Below are 15835 nucleotides of genomic sequence, written 5' to 3'. Positions count from 1 at the left end.
GCGATGTGCGCCGCGTCAACCTTAGCCGAGCGGCACGGGCTTGGACAGCGACCGCCGTCAGCGAATGCGACGGCTCTCGGCGATCGCGCGGCGGTGCACCCGGAACAGGTGGCGGGCCAGGGCGGATTCCAGCGCCGGGGTGATCGGCCCGAAGCGCAGCCACAGCTGCTGGCCGCTACTGTGGGCGACGCTGGCCAGCACCGTGGCCGGCAGCAGGAGCGTTTCGGGCAGCCAGTCGGACGGCTGCACGCGCAGGGCGCCGCCGGTGCCCGGTGCGATGGCGTCGTCGACGTCCAGGCAGGCGCCGCGCGCGGACCATCGCAGCGGGCGGCGCGAGTCGAAGTGCTCGCCGAAGCGGCTGGCCACCAGCGCGGTCAGCAGGTCGAGCTTGGCTTCGATCCGATGCAGCGCGAGGTCGTTGGCGCTGTGGTCCTCGCCGTCGTCGCCGCGGCTGTCCTCGACCACCGCCAGCGAACGCAGCAGGTTTTCGCCGCGCTGGCAGGCCGCGCGCGCGGCGTCCAGCGACAGCGTGCCGGGTACGAAAGCGGCCGGCCGCACCTCCTCGCAGGCGAGCGAATCGCCAAAGACTTCGGCGCGGGCGGTCTCGACGTTCATCCCAGCGCGCCCTTGTAGGCGGCCGCGCCGCGGTTGGCCTGGCGGAGCCGCTGCAGGGCGGAGCCGGCCTCGTTGCGGGCGGCGCTGAGCTGTTCGACCAGTTCGCGCTGGGCGTGCAGCAGCCCGAGCCAGGCCTCGCGGTTGCGTGCGTCCGGCGGGGCGGTGGCGATCGTTTCGCGGACCGTGCGTTCGTGCTCGGTCAGCAGCGCCGAGGCGCGGTCCCAGTCGCCGGCCTCCATCGCCTGCTTCACCCTCGCCAGCGGTAGCGCCGGAATCATTGCGAGGCACCGGCGAGCTGGGGCGCCTCGGGGTCGATAGCGCGCCAGGCCTGCTCGATGTTCTCGAGCAGTTCGTCGACCTCGGCCAGCGGTGCGGCGTCGTTGTTGGCGTTGGCTTCCAGCAGCCGCTGCTGGAAGTAGTCGTACAGCGCGTGCAGGCTTTCGGCGATCTCGCCACCGGCCTTCATGTCGAGGGTGCTGTTGAGCCCCCCGATAATCCCGCTGGCGGAACTGATGGCGTGGGCCTTGCGCGCCACGTCACCGCGCTGCAGGCAGGCGATCGCCAGGCGCACGCGCTCGCGCGCGCCACCGAGCATCAGGGCCACCAACTGGTGCGGGCTGGCTTCCAGGATGGCGCTGCTGGCGCTGGTCTGGCGGTACTGGTCGGCGAAGGTGCGGGCGCTGTGCATGTCAGGAGCTCTGCGAGTAGTTCGGCAGCATGGCGAGCTGCTGGGTGAGGAAGGAGCTGACCGAGCTCATCTGCGCGACCATCGTGTCGAGCGCGGTGAACTGGCGCAGGTAGTTGGCTTCGACCTTTTCCATGCGGCGGTCGAGCGCGAGGCGGTCGGTTTCCAGGCGGTCCATGCGTGCCTCCAGCGCATCGGTGCGGCCGGTGATCATGCCGTCGTCGCCGAGCAGGGACTTGAGCGTGTCCGCCAGCGGCTTGCGCAGCGAGCCCTCGTCGCCGAGCAGGCGCTGGACGGCCTGCGGGTCCTCGGCGATGAGCTTGTCGAAGGTTTCGCCGTCCAGGCTGAGCGAGCCGTCGACCTTGGTCTCCAGCCCGAGTTCGGCCAGTTCGGCATAGCCCTGGCTGACGAACCCGCGCAGCGACTGGGTGATCCCGCGCGGCGCGGAATCGCCACTGAGCGCGGCGCCCGGCGTGTCCGCGGTGCCGGCGGCGCTCTGCGTGCGCAACTGCGACAGGGCGGTGTTGTAGGCGCTGATGAAGCCCAGCATGGTGGCTTTCAGCGTGCTCGGGTCGGACTTGAGCTCCAGGCTGGAGGACTCGCCCGGCGCGGCCTTGGTCAGGTCGAGGGTGACGCCGTCGATCAGGTCGTCGATGCGGTTGCTGCTGCTGGTGCGGGTGATGCCGTCGACCACCACCACGGCGTCGTTGCCGGGGTCGGCGACGGTCATGGTGCCGCCGCTGGTGGCCAGCGCGGACAGGCCGCCGTCGCCGCCGCTGGCGGTGACCTGCAGGCGGCCCTCGCTGCCGGTGGTGGTGGACGCGAGCACCAGCACGTCGCCCTCGTCGCCGCGTACGAGGGTCGCGCTGACGCCGAGGCCGCTGGCCTTGTCGTTGATGGCGTCGCGGATGGACGCCAGCGAGCCGTCGCCCTCGGCGATGGAAATGTCGATCGGGTCGCCGTCGCCGACCGTGATCGTCAGCGTGCCGTGGCCCAGCTGGGTATCGGTGGCGAGTGGGGCCGACTGCAGCTTGTGGGTGGTCGCCAGGCTTTCGACGGTGACGTCGTAGCGCCCCAGCGCGGCGTTGGCGCCGGCGGTTGCGGTGAAGCCGGCGTCCTCGGGCACGCTGACCTTGCGGCCGGGCGATGCGCCGTCGTCCTCGAATTTCGCCAGCGCATCCTGCAGCCCCGACAGCGCGCTGCTGATCTTGCCGAACGCGGAGATCTGCGCCTGGGTGGTGGACTCGAAGCGGTCGAGGCGGTTCTCCGTCGGCGCGCGCTCGGCCGCGACCAGTTGGGTCACCATGGTATGTACGTCGAGGCCGGAGCCGACGCCGGGGCTGGAGAGGGATGCCACTGCGACCTCCTGGAGCGGGTGGACGGGTTGGAAGGGGTGGTCCGGAATGCCCCGGCAAGAATCGTTCCGCCGGATCGTTGACGCGGCCGGATGCGGTGCCCTGCCTTGCTCCCGGTAACGGCCGCAACGCGCCGGGCTTTAGCCGGGCGGCCACGCGGCAACCGGCGCGGCGGCAACAAAAAACCGGCCAGGGCAGAGCCACTGGCCGGTTCCGTGGAGACGAGGATCTCCGGTGGAGCGGTTGTGATCAGCGCAGCAGGCTGAGCACGCTCTGCGACGACTGGTTGGCCTGCGCCAGCATGGCGGTACCGGCCTGCTGCAGGATCTGCGTGCGCGACAGGTTGGCGGTCTCCTTGGCGTAGTCGGCGTCCATGATCCGGCTGCGCGCGGCCGACAGGTTCTCCGAGCTGGTCTGCAGGTTGGTCACGACCGAGGAGAAGCGGTTCTGGATCGCACCCAGGTCGGCGCGGCCCGCGTTGACTTCCTTCAGGGCGGCATCGACCTGCTTCATGGCCAGCTCGGCGCCGGCGTAGGAACTGATGTCGAGCGTGGCGATACCGGTGGTGGTGTTGTCGGTGGACACCGCGGCACCCGCGCCGTCGAAGCCGGTCAGCGTGCCGTCGTCGGTGCCGCCCAGGGTGAACGAGGCGTCGGACGACAGCTCGAGCTTGCCGGTGGACTCGTTGATGCGGGCATTGACACCGGTTTCGGTCGACACGTTGTTGATCGCGTTGGCGACCTGGGCGGCACGCTGCGAGGCGGTACCCACGGCGTCCAGCGGGCCGATGTCCACGGCGGTGCCGCCGGCGCCGGTGATGGTCAGCGAGCCTGCGGCGACCGCACCGATGCCCAGGCCGGAGATGGCGGCCGATTCGGCGGTCGACACGCTGATCGTGCCGCCGAGCGCGGCGATGTTGGCATCGACCGGGGTGTTGACGGTGATCGTGTCGCCGGCGTTGGCGCCGACCTGGAACACGAACGAGGAGGCATCGCCGTTCAGCAGCTTGGTGCCGTTGAAGTTGGTGGTGTCGGCGACGCGGTCGATCTCGCTCAGCAGCTGGTCCACTTCCTTCTGCAGGGCGGCGCGGTCGTCGCTGGAGTTGGTGGCGTTGGCGGACTGCACGGCCAGCTCGCGGATGCGCTGCAGATTGTTGCCGATCTCGCCCATCGCGCCTTCGGCGGTCTGCGCTAGCGAGATGCCGTCGTTGGCGTTGCGGGCGGCCTGGTCCATGCCGCGGATCTGGGTGGTGAAGCGCTCGGAGATGGCGAGGCCGGCGGCGTCGTCCTTGGCGCTGTTGATGCGCAGGCCCGACGACAGGCGCTGGATGGTGGTGCCGAGGTCGGCGCTGTTGGTGCTCAGGTTGCGCTGCGCGTTGAGCGACATCACGTTGGTGTTGATGACAGACATTTGAAGTCTCCTGGATTCGGAAAGTCCGGCGATTCGCGCCGGTTGGCGTTGCAGGGGCTTGCCGTGATCCGGTCCTGTCCGCTGCTGAGATGGATAACGGCCGGGGAGTGGAACGCTTTAGGCCATCTTCGAAAGTTTTTGCTTTTCCCTGCGGCGACTGATAAACGCGCCGGGGCGACATGCAAAAACGCCTCGTCCGGTTATCGGGCGAGGCGTCGGGAACTGAAGCGCGCTGCGATCGGGACGGCGCGACTACAGCTTGTTGAACAGCGACAGGCCCTGGATGCGCAGGGTCACCTGTTGTGCGGCTTCCAGTGCGGTCAGTTGCATCGTGAGCCGGGTCGCGGCTTCGGCGTAGTCGGTGTCGCGCAGGTCCGACAGCGTCGTTTCCAGCGCGAGGCCGGTGGCGCTGCGGCTCTCGGCGGCGTTGTCGAGCGAGGCCAGGCGCGATCCGGTGCTGGCGCGCGCGGCGAGCAGGTGGTCCTGCGCGGTGGCGAGGTCGCCAAGCGCGCCGGTGAGGATGTTGGTGCGACGCGCGTCGGCGGCCGCATTGCTGCCGGGCGCTTCGAGTGCATCGGCGATGCCGTCCAGCGTGGCGAAGATGTCGCGCTCGCCGGCCGGGGAGAGACTGAAGCTGTCTCCCGCGGCAGGCGCGCCGGAAATCTTCATCTGCACGCCGCCGGCGCTGATGGTCTGGCCGCTCTGCCAGGTGCCGATGGCGATCTCGTCGCCGGCCGCATCGACTACGCGGTAGCTGTCGGCGCCGGTGAACTCGACGGTGATGCCGTCGCCATTCCACGCGGCGTGGTCGGTGACGCTGGCCGAGGACAGCACGCCGCTGCCGCTGTTGCCGGCGTCGGCGCTGCCGCGGACGATGCCGTCGCCGGTCGGTACGCGCAGGAACAGCGCACTGCCGGGGTCGGTGTCGGTGATCGCGAATCCCGGGGCGACGTCGACGTCGTTGTTGCCATCGTTGCCGGCGTAGGTGACGTTGCCGCCGTTGTCGGTGAACGGCACCACGCCGTCGCGGGTGCCGGCGAACAGCGACCGGCCGGCGCCGTCGCCGCGATTGGCGATCGAGATCATTTCCTCGCGCAGGTGGCGGACCTCGACCGCGATCAGCTTGCGGTCCTCGTCCGACAAGGTGGCGCTGTTGGCGCGTACGACCAGTTCACGCGCGCGGGTCAGCTGGTCGCCGGCGCTGGCGAGGGCTTCCTCCTGCAGTTCCAGCCGGCGCCCGACGTGGCCGGCGCTGCGCTCGTACTGCTGCAGCGATGCCAGTGCGTGGTCGAGTCCCTGCGCGGTCGACGCCGCGGCCGGGTCCTGGCCGGCGCGGGTGAAGCGCACGCCGCTGCTCATCTGCTCGCTGGTGCGGGCCAGTTCGCCCTGTCGCTGCAGCATGGCCTGCAGGCCCTGTGCGTACATCCCGGCGGTAGAGATTCTCATCGCGGCCTCGCTGTCATGCCATCAGCGCCGGACGGCGCCGAGCAGGGACTGGAACATGGTGTCGGCGGTGGCGATGACCTGCGCGGCCGCCATGTAGGCCTGCTGGTAGCGCAGCAGGTTGGTCGCTTCTTCGTCGAGGTTCACGCCGGACAGCGATTCGCGCTCGGCGATGACCTGATTGTTGATCGCGCCCTGCGCTTCCAGCGCGAGGTCGGCATGCCGCGCCTCGCCGCCGACCTTGCCGGTGAACTGGCTCATCGCCGCGGTCAGGTCGAGGGTGCCGCCGGCCAGCAGGTCGAGTTCGTCGAGCCCGGCCAGCTGGCGCGCGTTGCCGTTGTCGGACGAGCGCGGCGGCGTGGGAGTGACGCTGAAGCTGTCGCCGGCCGCGGGTGTTCCAGCCAGATCCAGTTCCCAGCCATTGCCACGGATCGGCTCGCCGGCCTGCCATGCGACCGGCGGACCGCCGTCGATGGAGTACTGGCCGTCGTCGAGGAACTCGATGTTCGCGCCGGCGAATCCCGCGAACGCCGCCGGGTCGGTGATGCGGCTGCCGCCAATGGTTCCGCTGCCGACATTGCCGGAAGCGGCCGCACCTTCGAGCGGTGCCGCGGCGGCAACCGCGTACGGGTCGTCGAGCACCATCTCCAGGCCACCGGCGACGCCGGCGGTCGGCCGCAGCGAGAAGCGGTCGCCATTGGCCGGCGTGCCGTCGACCACCAGCTCAACGCCATCGACCCGCAGCGGATCGGCGGCGGTGCCGGTGCCGGCGATGGCGACGGACGCGCCGGTACCGGGACGCGTCGCGCTCCAGTTGCCGCCATCGAAGCGCAGCACCAGGTCGTGGCCGGTCAGGGCGCCGAGGTCGCCGACGCTGGCGGTGAGGTTGGCGCCGCCGGTGTTGCCGGCGTGGCGGTCGACCCGCGGCGCGGGCAGGGCGAACATGTCGGCGCCGGGCTGGCCGTTGTAGTCGACGCCGGCACGCTGGGTGGCGTTGAAGCCCTCGGCGAACGCGGTGGCGAGGCGTCCGAGTTCGGCACGGGCCGGGTCGAGCACGCGCTCGCGGAATTCGATCAGGCCACCGACTTCACCCGACACGGTCGAGGACGGCAGCGGCATCTGCTTGCCGTCGGCGCCCTGCAGCGAGATCTGCAAGCGGTCGGCACGGTACGGGTCGGGGGTGGTGCCCAGCGCCATCGCGCGGTTGCCGAGCACCAGCGCCTGGCCGCCGGTGGTGAACACGTTGAGCGAGCCGTCGTCCTGTGCCACGGTCTCGGCACCGACCAGCGCGGCCAGTGCGTCGACGCGCAGGGCGCGCTGGTCGAGCATGTCGGGCGAAGCGTTGCTGCCGGCGGCGGCGATGTCGCCGTTGAGCGTGGCGATCTCGCTGGCGAGCCGGTTGGCGGTGGCGACCTGGGCCTGGATGCGGTCGTTGACCTCGCCGTCGAGCTGTTGCATCCGGCTGTCGATGGCGGCCCAGCGCGTGGCCAGCTCGGTGCCGCTGGCGAGCAGTTGGTTGCGCGCCGCGGTCGAGGTCGGTTCGGCGGTCACGCCCTCGGCGGCGGCGAAGAAGTTGGACCACGGGCCGGCCAGGCCGCTGGTGCTGTCGGAAACGAGGGTGTCGAGCCGGGTAGACAGCGAGGACAGTTGTTGCAGCCGGCCCATCTCGCTGCTGCTGTCGATCTGGCGGCCGAACACCAGCCCGTCGGCGAGCCGCTGCAGCGCGACCACGTCGACGCCGGTGCCGATCGCGCCGGCGCCGTTGTCCTGCCCGACGCGGGCTTCCATGTGCACGCGCTGGCGGCTGTAGCCGGGCGTGCTGGCGTTGGCGACGTTGTGGCCGACCGTGTTGAGCGCGCGCTGGAACGCGAGCAGGGCGGAACTACCGGTGGAAAGCAGGCCACTCATGTTCAGCCTCTCGGAACGGTGGGTGCGACGGACGCGTAGGCGCGCGTGGCCGGGGCGGCGTCGGTCAACCCGGCGAGCGCGCGGTCGAGCGTGGGGCCGTTGGCAATGGCGGTGATCTTGGCGGCGTACGACGGATCGGTGGCGTAACCGGCCCGCTGCAACGCACGGGCGAAGCCGGCCGGGTTGTCGCCGGCCGCCAGCGCGCCGGCGTAGCGGTCATTGCGCATCAGCCGGGCGTAGTCCTCGAAGCTCTGGTGGATCGAGTCGTAGGCGCGGAAGTCGTCGCGCTGGTTGCGGCGCACGCCACCAACGAATTCATGGGTGGCGGAATTGACGGTGGCGCCCTTCCAGCCGGTCGCCTTGATCCCGAACAGGTTGTGCGAGCCGTCGCCTCCGACCAGCCGCCGGCCCCAGCCGGTTTCCAGTGCGGCCTGGGCGACCAGCGCCTTGGCCGGCACGCCGAGTTCGGCCGCGGTGCGCTGGGCATGTGGCCAGATCGAGCGCACGAAGGCTTCCGGGCTGCTGGTGTCGAGCCTGGCATCGGGGTTGCCGGCGAAGGTGTCGGCAGGTGCGGGAATTTCGATCGGCGCCGGCAACGGTGCGGTGGCATCCATGGACACGCCGCTGCTGCTGGGCGCCAGCGTGAGCCCACCGCCAGCGACGCCCGGCAGGGCCATCGTGGTCGCGGGAGACGCCGACAGCGGCATCGCCATCGGCAGGTTGCGCATCAGCGGCAATCCGGCATTGGCACCGAGGGGCATCGCGGTGGCGGTATCAGGCGCCGCGCCGCCCTGGTCGCGTTCGAGCTGGCGCACGATCATCGGCGCCAGGCCCAGCCCGTCGCCCTTGGCCATTTCCTTCGCGAGCTGCCGGTCGTACATCTCGCGGTACATGGTGTTGTCGCCCAGCATCGGATCGCCAAGGCTGGTGCTGCGCATCGTCTTCAACATCATCTGCGCGAACTGCGTTTCCAGTTCGCGCGCAGCCGTGCGCAGCCGGTCCCGTGAAGGGCCGGCTGCGTCGAGCGGCATGGCGTTGGTGGCGTGGATGTGCATGACCGTGGCTCAGATCACCTCGAGTTCGGCACGCAGCGCACCGGCGCGCTTGAGTGCTTCGAGAATGGCGACGATGTCGCCCGGCGCGGCGCCCACCGCGTTGACCGCCTGCACGATCGCCTGCAGCGAGGCGCCTTCGAGCACGAACATGCGGTTGCCGTCCTCGGTGATCTCGATCGAGGACTCCGGCACGACCGCGGTGACGCCGTTGCCGAACGGACCCGGCTGGCTGATCTGCGCGCTCTCGATAATGGACACCGTCAGCGAACCGTGCGCGACCGCCGCCGGCAGCACGGTGACTTCGCCGCCCATGACCACGGTGCCGGTGCGCGCGTTGACGATGACCTTGGACGGCGCGGTGCCGGGGCTGACGTTGAGGGTTTCCAGCCGCGACAGGAACGCGATGCGGTCACCGGCCGGCGGCACCACCTCGATGGTGACGCCGTCGATGGCATGTGCATGGCCGGCGCCGAACGCGGCGTCGATCGCGGCGACGATGCGTGCGGCGGTGGTGAAATCGAACTCGTGCAAATTCAGGGTGACGTTGCCGCTCGGCGCCGCACCGGCGACCGCGCGCTCGACGGTGGCGCCGTTGGGAATCGTGCCGCTGTTGGGCGCGTTGACCGAGATCCGCGAACCGTCGCGGCCGGACGCACCGAAACCGCTGACCATCAGGCTGCCCTGGGCGACCGCGTAGACCTGGCCGTCGGCGCCCTTCAGCGGCGCCATCAGCAGGCTGCCGCCGCGCAGCGAGCCGGCATTGCCGATCGAGGACACGGTGACGTCGATGGTCTGGCCCGGCTTGGCGTAGGCCGGAAGCTCGGCGTGGATCGCGACCGCGGCGACGTTCTTGAGCTGCGGGTTGACCCCCGGCGGGATGCTGACGCCGAGCTGGTCGAGCATCGTCTTGAGGCTCTGCACGGTGAACGGGGTCTGGCTGGTGCGGTCGCCGCTGCCATCCAGGCCGACCACCAGGCCGTAGCCGACCAGCGCGTTGCCGCGCACGCCAGCGACCTGGGCGAGGTCCTTGATGCGCTCGGCGTGGGCCGTGCCGCCGAAGAACAGCAGCGCCAACAGGGCCAGCGGTGAAATGAACGGACGCATGACGGACCTCAGTACGGGAAGGCTGCGGAGTTGAAGAACCGGCCGAGCCAGCCCATCGCGTTGGAACGTGCCAGCGTGCCGCGACCGCCATAGACGATCTGCGCGTTGCCGACGCGGTCGGAAGTGATGCGGTTGTCGGGACCGATATCGGCGGTGCGCACGATTCCTTGAACCTGCACCAGCTCGTCACCCTGGTTGAGGCGCATGCGCTTCTGGCCGCTGACCAGCAGGTTGCCGTTGGCGAGCGCCTGTACGACGCTGACGGTGATCTCGCCGTCGAGCCGGTTGCTCTGGGTGGAGTTGCCGGCGCCGGCGAACTCGCGGCCGGCCTCGACCTCGGCCTGCAGGATCGACTGGCCGTTGTAGGTGACCGGCACCCCGGCGATCACCGGCGCGCCCAGGCTCATGCCCGAGTCCTTGGTGACGGAGGTCTGCGCGACCGAGCGCGAGGAGGTCGACTCGACCAGCACGATCGTCAGCAGGTCGCCGACGTAGCGCGCCTTGTTGTCCTCGAACAGGCTCAGCCCGCGGGTCTGCGCGGCGGCACTGGCGGCGTAGATCGAACCGTTGGTGGGCACCGGTGCGACGGCAGGTGCCGGAAGCCCCGGCATCGCCGCGACCGGCGGCGCGATCGGCTCGAACGGCCGCACGTCGCCGACCACGCTGGCGCAACCGGCAAGGGCGAGAAGGGCGGTGGTGGCGACGAGGCGCTTCATGGTCACAGGTTCTGGTTGAGGAAGCCGAGCATCTGGTCGACGGTCGAGATCGCCTTGGCGTTGGTCTCGTAGGCGCGCTGGGTCTCGATCATCGACACCAGCTCCTCCACCGTGTTGACGTTGGAGGACTCCAGCGAACCCTGCGCGAGCAGGCCGATGCCACCGGTGCCGGGGCCGCCGACCTGCGCCGGGCCGCTGGCGCCGGTCTCGACGAACAGGTTGCCGCCCTTGGCCTGCAGGCCGGCGGGATTGACGAAGTCGGCCAGGGTCAGCGCACCGACCTGCACCGCCTCGGGCTCGCCGGCGACCTGCACGCTGACGGTGCCGTCGGCGGCGATGGTCACGCTCTGCGCGCCCTCGGGGAACTGCAGGCCCGGCTGCACCGGGTAACCGGAATTGGTCACCAGCTCGCCGTTGGAATTGATCTGGAAGCTGCCGTCGCGGGTGTAGGCGGGGCTGCCGTCGGGCATCAGCACTTCGAAGAAGCCGCGGCCGTTGATCGCCACGTCCAGCGCGTTTCCGGTCTGCGACAGGTTGCCCTGGGTGAACTGCTTGGCGGTCGCGGCGACACGCACGCCGGTGCCGGTGGACAGGCCAGACGGCAGCTGGGTCTGCTCGCTGGACGCACCGCCGGGCTGGCGGACGGTCTGGTACAGCAGGTCCTCGAAGCTCGCGCGGTCGCGCTTGAAGCCCGTGGTGTTGGTGTTGGCGAGGTTGTTGGAGATGACCGCCATGCGCGTCTGCTGCGCGTCGAGGCCGGTCTTGGCGATCCACAGAGCCTGGGTCATGGCGGGTTACCTCTGTTAAGCGTCGGAAAATCAGCGCGAGGACAGCAGGGAGTTGCTTGCACGCGCGCTCTCGTCACCGCTCTGCAAGACCCGTACCTGCATCTCGAACTGGCGCGACAGCTGGATCATCGAGACCAGCATCGAGGTGCTGTCGACGTTGCTGGACTCCAGCGCGCCGGCGGTCAGCACGTTGCCGGCGGCCGGCGGCGCGGGGTCGGCGCCGGGCGGCATCCGCATCAGGCCGTCGTCGCCGCGCACCAGCTGGTCGGTGCGGGCCTCGACCACCTGCAGGCGGCCGGCTTCGGCCAGCGTCGACGGCGGCTGGCCGAGCGGCACGACCGAGATCGTGCCGTCGCCGCCGATCAGCATCGACTCGTTGGGCGGCACCGCCACCGGCGCGCCGCCCTGGTCGAGCACCGGCAGGCCGCTGGCCGTGGTCAGCAGGCCATTGGCGGTCAGCTGCAGGTTGCCGGCGCGGGTGTAGGCGACGCCGCCGTCGGGCGCCTGCACCGCGAGCCAGCGGTCCTGGTGCAGGGCGATGTCGGTGGCGTTGCCGGTCTGGTTGATCGCGCCCGGCGCCGCGCTGACGCCGAGCGTACGGTGGCTGGCGGCCACGCGCGAGTCGAGCCGGCCGCCTTCCAGCGGCTGCGCCACCGTACCGCTGAGCGTGGCCTGGAAGCCGACCGTGTTGGCGTTGGCGAGGTTGTGCGCCACCGACGCCTGCGCCTTCAGCGTGGCGCTGGCGCCGGTCATCGCGACGTAGAGGGCTCGATCGATCACGGCCGGTTACCTCCCGCCTCAGCGGATGTTGATCACCGTCTGGGTGATCTGGTCCTGGGTGGAGATCATCTGCGCGTTGGCCTGGAAGTTGCGCTGCGCGGTGATCATGTTGACCAGTTGTTCGGTCAGGTCGACGTTGGACGCTTCCAGCGCACCGCCCTGGACCATGCCGAAGTCCGACGAACCGGCGTAGCCGACGCGCGGCTCGCCCGAGGCGTGGGTCTCCGACCACGAGTTGTTGCCGATCGACTGCAGGCCCTGCGGATTGGCGAAGTTGGTCATCGCCACCTGCCCCAGCGGGGTCGACACGCCGTTGGTGTAGCGCGCCTCGACCACGCCTTCCTCGGACACTTCGATACCGGTCAGGCGGCCGGTGGCGTGGCCGTCCTGCGCCAGCAGGCCGACGCTGAAGCTGTTGCCGTACTGGGTGGACGCCGCGAGGTCCAGCTCCAGCGCCATCGGCGCCGAGCCGTTGCCGGGGTCGTAGGCGGGCAGCGCGATCTGGGCTGGCGCCGGGCTCTGCAGCTCGCCGGTGTCGGAGTACTGCAGCGTGGTTGGCGCGCCATTGGGCGTGCCGTCGACCGAGCTGTGGACCTGCCACTCGTTGGCGTTGGCGGTCTTCACGAAGTGCAGCGACTGGGTGTGCGCGGCGCCGAGCGAGTCGTACACCGTCAGCGAGGTCGTGTAGTTGTAGCTGGACGGGTCGGCCGCATCGAACGGCGCGACCGTCGGCACGCTGGCATCGGCCGGCAGGTTGGTGCCGACCTCGACCCCGCGGGTGGCCTGCGGCGGCGCGTCGCCGGTGGCCAGGCGCAGGTCGGTCATGCGGCCGGTATCGAAGCCGGTGCCGCTGGTGCTCGGCATGAATACCTGCAGGCGGTGGCCGGCCGGGTTGATCACGTAGCCGTCGTCATCGGTGCCGAAATTGCCGGCGCGCGAATAGACCGTGGTGCCGCGGTCGGACAGGGTGAAGAAGCCTTCGCCGCTGATCGCCAGGTCCAGCGCCTTGCCGCTGAACTCGACGTTGCCCTGGTCGAACTGCTGGGCGACCCGGGCCAGCTTCACGCCGGCGCCGATGGCGTTGCCCGACAGGCCGTAGGAGGACACCGGGAATACGTCGGCGAATTCCGCGCGCGACTGCTTGAAGCCGGTGGTCTTGGAGTTGGCGATGTTGTTGGACGTGACATTGAGGTCGGACGTGGCCGCGTTCATGCCGCTGAGCGAGATGCGGAAACTCATGCTGTGGCTCCCTGTGGTCGGGTTCTGTTCGGGGTGCGGCGGCGTTCGGCCGGCGCGGCGGGTGGGTGGGTGGGGTTGTCCGGGCTAGCCGAGCCGGCGGACCGAAGACAGCGAGTGGCTGCCGAGGCCGGCGAGGTTGAGTACGAGGCCGGCGGCGCCGATCGACACGCTGTCGACACGCGCCTGCAGCCGTACTTCCAGCGCGGTGGCGTCCTCGCCGGTGCCGCTGGTGGCGACGATGCCGTAGCGCCCGGCGTCGACCGGTTCGCCGTCGCCATCCAGGCCGTCCCACTCCCAGCCGACCGGGCCGGCACCGTCGGCCTCGAGGGTGGTGGTGTGGACGATCGCGCCGCTGGCATCGACGATGTCGATCCGGACCGGGCCGCCGCTGACGGCCTCGACCTCGCCCGACAGGCCGCCGTCGGCGCCCGCCTGCAGTTCGACCGCGTCGGCCTGGACCAGCGCGTCATGGCCGACCAGCGCGGCGGCGCGCAGGGTCTGGTCGGACTCCATCACGCTGGCCATCGAGCCCATCGCGCCCTGCATGTCCTGGATGCCCTGGACTGTGGAGAACTGCGCCAGCTGGCCGAGGAACTCGGTGTTCTCCATCGGCTTGAGCGGGTCCTGGTGCTTGAGCTGCTCGGTCATCAGGCGCAGGAAATCGGCCTGGCCGAGCGAGGTGTCGCGCGTGGGCGCCTGCGAGGCGAGGCCCAGCGCGGCCCACGGGTTTTCCTGGCTGGTGCCGGGGATGGTGCTCATGGCGTGGCGTCCTCGGTGCGGGGGTTCGGGTGCGGGGTGTTCATGCGTGGCGCGCTCACTTGCCCATGTTCAAAGTCGCGGTCGCCAGTTCCTTGGCGGTGTTGAACACCTCCACGTTGGCCTGGTAGCTGCGCGAGGCGGAGATCAGGTCGACCATCTGCGCGACCGGATCGATGTCGGGGGCGTAGACGTAGCCGTCGGCGTCGGCCAGCGGGTGGCCGGGCTCGTAACGCTTGAGCGGCGCGGCGGTGCTGTCGACCACCTCGGTGACCCGCACGCCGGACAGCGCCGGATCGCCGGCGACCGCCTGGGTGGTGAACAGCGGGTGCTTGGGCTGGTACACCGCGTTGGGGTCGCCGGACACCGAATCGGCGTTGGCGAGGTTGCTGGCGACGGTGCTCAGGCGCACCGACTGCGCTTTCATCGCCGAGCCGGCGACGTCGAAGATCGGGAGTGTGCTCATCGCCGCCGCTCCTATTGCCCGGTGATCGCGGTCAGCATTCCGCGCACCTTGGCCTCTACGAACGACAGCGATGCGCGGTATTCCAGCGACGCCTGTGCGAACGAGGCCTTGGCGCGCTCGCCGTCGACGGTGTTGCCGTCGAGGCTGGCCTGGCTGGCGGCGGGTGCATAGCGCGCGGCAGCGACCGCGTTTTCGATCGCGTCACCGGGGGTGGCCGGGTTCAACGCGGCGTTCAGCGCGGACCGGAAGTCCAGGTCCTGCGCCTTGAAGCCGGGCGTGTCGGCATTGGCGATGTTGCCCGCGAGCAGCTGCAGGCGCTGCTCGCGCAGGGCCAGCGCGGTGCCGTGGATACCGAGAAACGATGAGTCTGGCGAAGGCATGGACGCCCTCCGGGTCTGGTTCACCCGGGATCAGGCAAGCGCCGTGCCACGACGCTGATGCTCGCCTCCGGGCGCGGCCTACGCCGCGCGCTGCAGCGCGCTCATCCGCACCGCGATGCGTTGTGCCAGCTCGTGCTCGGAGTACTTGGGCACGAAGTCGTCGGCACCCACCCGCTCGACCATCGCGTGGTTGAACACGCCCGACAGCGAGGTGTGGAGGAGCACGTACAGCCCCCGCAGGACGGGGCTGCGTCGGATTTCCGTCGTCAGGGTGTAGCCGTCCATCGCCGGCATTTCGATGTCGGAGATCACCATCGCGTAGCGCTCGCCCGGCGAACGGCCGGCGTCGGCCAGCTGCTGCAGGTGCTCCAGCGCCTGGCGACCGTCGGATAGCAGGGTCGCGCCGAGGCCGAGGTGTTCGAGGACCTGGCGGATCTGGTTGCGGGCGACGCGCGAGTCGTCGACCACCAGCACCTCGTGCGGCACGCCGGGCACGCGCGGCAGCACCGCGATGCCCGCGGCGTCGCTGGCGCGCGGGGCGGACTCGGCCAGCACGCTTTCGACATCGACCAGCTGGATCAACTCGCCGTTGTGGCGGGTCACGCCGGTCAGGTAGTGGGCGTCACCGCCGAGGTCGGGCGGCGGCTGGATGTCCTCGACCGCGATGTTGACGATCCGCTCGACCCCCGAGACCAGGAAGCCCTGCACGGTGCGGTTGAACTCGGTCACCACCAGGTAGTTCGGCTCGTCGCCATCGTGCGTGTGGCCGATGGCGCGGGCCAGGTCGAGCACCGCCACGGTCCGGCCACGCACGTCCGCGGCCCCGGCGAACGCCGGCGGCAGCTGCGGCAGGGTGAACAGCGGCGGGCGCGGGATCACTTCCTGCACCTTGAACACGTTCACGCCAAAAAGCTGACGCGTGCCGAGGCGGAACAGCAGCAACGCCAGCCGGTTGTGGCCGGCCAGGCGGGTGCGTTGGTCGATGCGGTCGAGCAGGTCGTGGCTCATGGCGAGGTTGTCGGCCGCGGGGCGGGGTTCTTGAGGCCGATTCAGTTCGGGGCACGAGACGACGTGGTTGGCGGGCGGCGCGGCACGCGGCTTGCCTTGCCATGGGCACACCCGTATTCCGGAGCAT

At 70.3% G+C, this 15835-nt stretch carries 16 protein-coding genes and 1 pseudogene; all 17 read right to left on the bottom strand.

Annotation, left to right across the window (positions count from 1 at the left end; genetic code table 11):
• Positions 1-57: 57 nt before the first annotated feature.
• Positions 58-615, bottom strand: coding sequence for a PilZ domain-containing protein (locus tag ACT9AS_RS12615; protein WP_445100501.1), 558 nt, complete (start codon positions 613-615; stop codon positions 58-60).
• Positions 612-893, bottom strand: a complete 282-nt coding sequence (locus ACT9AS_RS12610; protein ID WP_445100500.1) for a hypothetical protein — start codon at positions 891-893, stop codon at positions 612-614. Before ACT9AS_RS12610 ends, ACT9AS_RS12615 begins: the two co-directional genes overlap by 4 nt.
• A complete protein-coding gene (gene fliS / locus ACT9AS_RS12605; RefSeq protein WP_445100499.1) occupies positions 890-1303 on the bottom strand; it encodes a flagellar export chaperone FliS in 414 nt (137 codons plus the stop codon). Before fliS ends, ACT9AS_RS12610 begins: the two co-directional genes overlap by 4 nt.
• Before the next feature lies 1 nt (position 1304).
• The gene (gene fliD / locus ACT9AS_RS12600) at positions 1305-2657 is read right to left on the bottom strand and encodes a flagellar filament capping protein FliD (protein ID WP_445100498.1); all 1353 of its coding nucleotides are present in this window, start codon (positions 2655-2657) and stop codon (positions 1305-1307) included.
• Positions 2658-2904: 247 nt separating this feature from the next.
• Positions 2905-4065: a flagellin gene (locus tag ACT9AS_RS12595; RefSeq protein WP_445100497.1), complete on the bottom strand. Its 1161-nt coding sequence runs from the start codon at positions 4063-4065 to the stop codon at positions 2905-2907.
• Between the two features lie 252 nt (positions 4066-4317).
• Entirely contained in the window at positions 4318-5511 is a 1194-nt protein-coding gene (gene flgL / locus ACT9AS_RS12590; RefSeq protein WP_445100496.1) for a flagellar hook-associated protein FlgL, read from the bottom strand.
• A 21-nt stretch (positions 5512-5532) separates the two neighbouring features.
• Complete coding sequence (gene flgK / locus ACT9AS_RS12585) at positions 5533-7416, bottom strand: flagellar hook-associated protein FlgK (protein WP_445100495.1); 1884 nt, start codon at positions 7414-7416, stop codon at positions 5533-5535.
• Between the two features lie 2 nt (positions 7417-7418).
• Positions 7419-8447 (bottom strand): annotated as a pseudogene (gene flgJ / locus ACT9AS_RS12580) (flagellar assembly peptidoglycan hydrolase FlgJ); the annotation flags it as partial.
• A 33-nt stretch (positions 8448-8480) separates the two neighbouring features.
• Positions 8481-9575: a flagellar basal body P-ring protein FlgI gene (locus ACT9AS_RS12575; RefSeq protein ID WP_445100494.1), complete on the bottom strand. Its 1095-nt coding sequence runs from the start codon at positions 9573-9575 to the stop codon at positions 8481-8483.
• 8 nt (positions 9576-9583) lie between these two features.
• Positions 9584-10291, bottom strand: coding sequence for a flagellar basal body L-ring protein FlgH (gene flgH, locus ACT9AS_RS12570; protein WP_445100493.1), 708 nt, complete (start codon positions 10289-10291; stop codon positions 9584-9586).
• Positions 10292-10293: 2 nt separating this feature from the next.
• The gene (flgG, locus tag ACT9AS_RS12565) at positions 10294-11079 is read right to left on the bottom strand and encodes a flagellar basal-body rod protein FlgG (RefSeq protein WP_445100492.1); all 786 of its coding nucleotides are present in this window, start codon (positions 11077-11079) and stop codon (positions 10294-10296) included.
• Between the two features lie 30 nt (positions 11080-11109).
• On the bottom strand, positions 11110-11856 hold the full coding sequence (locus ACT9AS_RS12560; RefSeq protein ID WP_445100600.1) for a flagellar basal body rod protein FlgF: 747 nt from the start codon (positions 11854-11856) through the stop codon (positions 11110-11112).
• Positions 11857-11877: 21 nt separating this feature from the next.
• Positions 11878-13098, bottom strand: a complete 1221-nt coding sequence (gene flgE / locus ACT9AS_RS12555) for a flagellar hook protein FlgE (RefSeq protein ID WP_445100491.1) — start codon at positions 13096-13098, stop codon at positions 11878-11880.
• A gap of 84 nt (positions 13099-13182) precedes the next feature.
• The gene (locus tag ACT9AS_RS12550) at positions 13183-13857 is read right to left on the bottom strand and encodes a flagellar hook capping FlgD N-terminal domain-containing protein (protein ID WP_445100490.1); all 675 of its coding nucleotides are present in this window, start codon (positions 13855-13857) and stop codon (positions 13183-13185) included.
• A gap of 55 nt (positions 13858-13912) precedes the next feature.
• Positions 13913-14320, bottom strand: a complete 408-nt coding sequence (flgC, locus tag ACT9AS_RS12545; RefSeq protein ID WP_445100489.1) for a flagellar basal body rod protein FlgC — start codon at positions 14318-14320, stop codon at positions 13913-13915.
• Positions 14321-14331: 11 nt separating this feature from the next.
• Positions 14332-14700 (bottom strand): flagellar basal body rod protein FlgB, encoded by a 369-nt coding sequence (gene flgB, locus ACT9AS_RS12540; RefSeq protein ID WP_445100488.1) that lies wholly within the window; start codon positions 14698-14700, stop codon positions 14332-14334.
• Between the two features lie 78 nt (positions 14701-14778).
• Positions 14779-15708, bottom strand: coding sequence for a chemotaxis protein CheW (locus ACT9AS_RS12535; protein ID WP_445100487.1), 930 nt, complete (start codon positions 15706-15708; stop codon positions 14779-14781).
• Between the last annotated feature and the right edge of the window lie 127 nt (positions 15709-15835).

It is taken from the genome of Lysobacter sp. F60174L2 (assembly GCF_052547135.1).
Note: the sequence above shows the minus strand (reverse complement) of the source record. Positions and strands in the feature narration are given on the sequence as shown.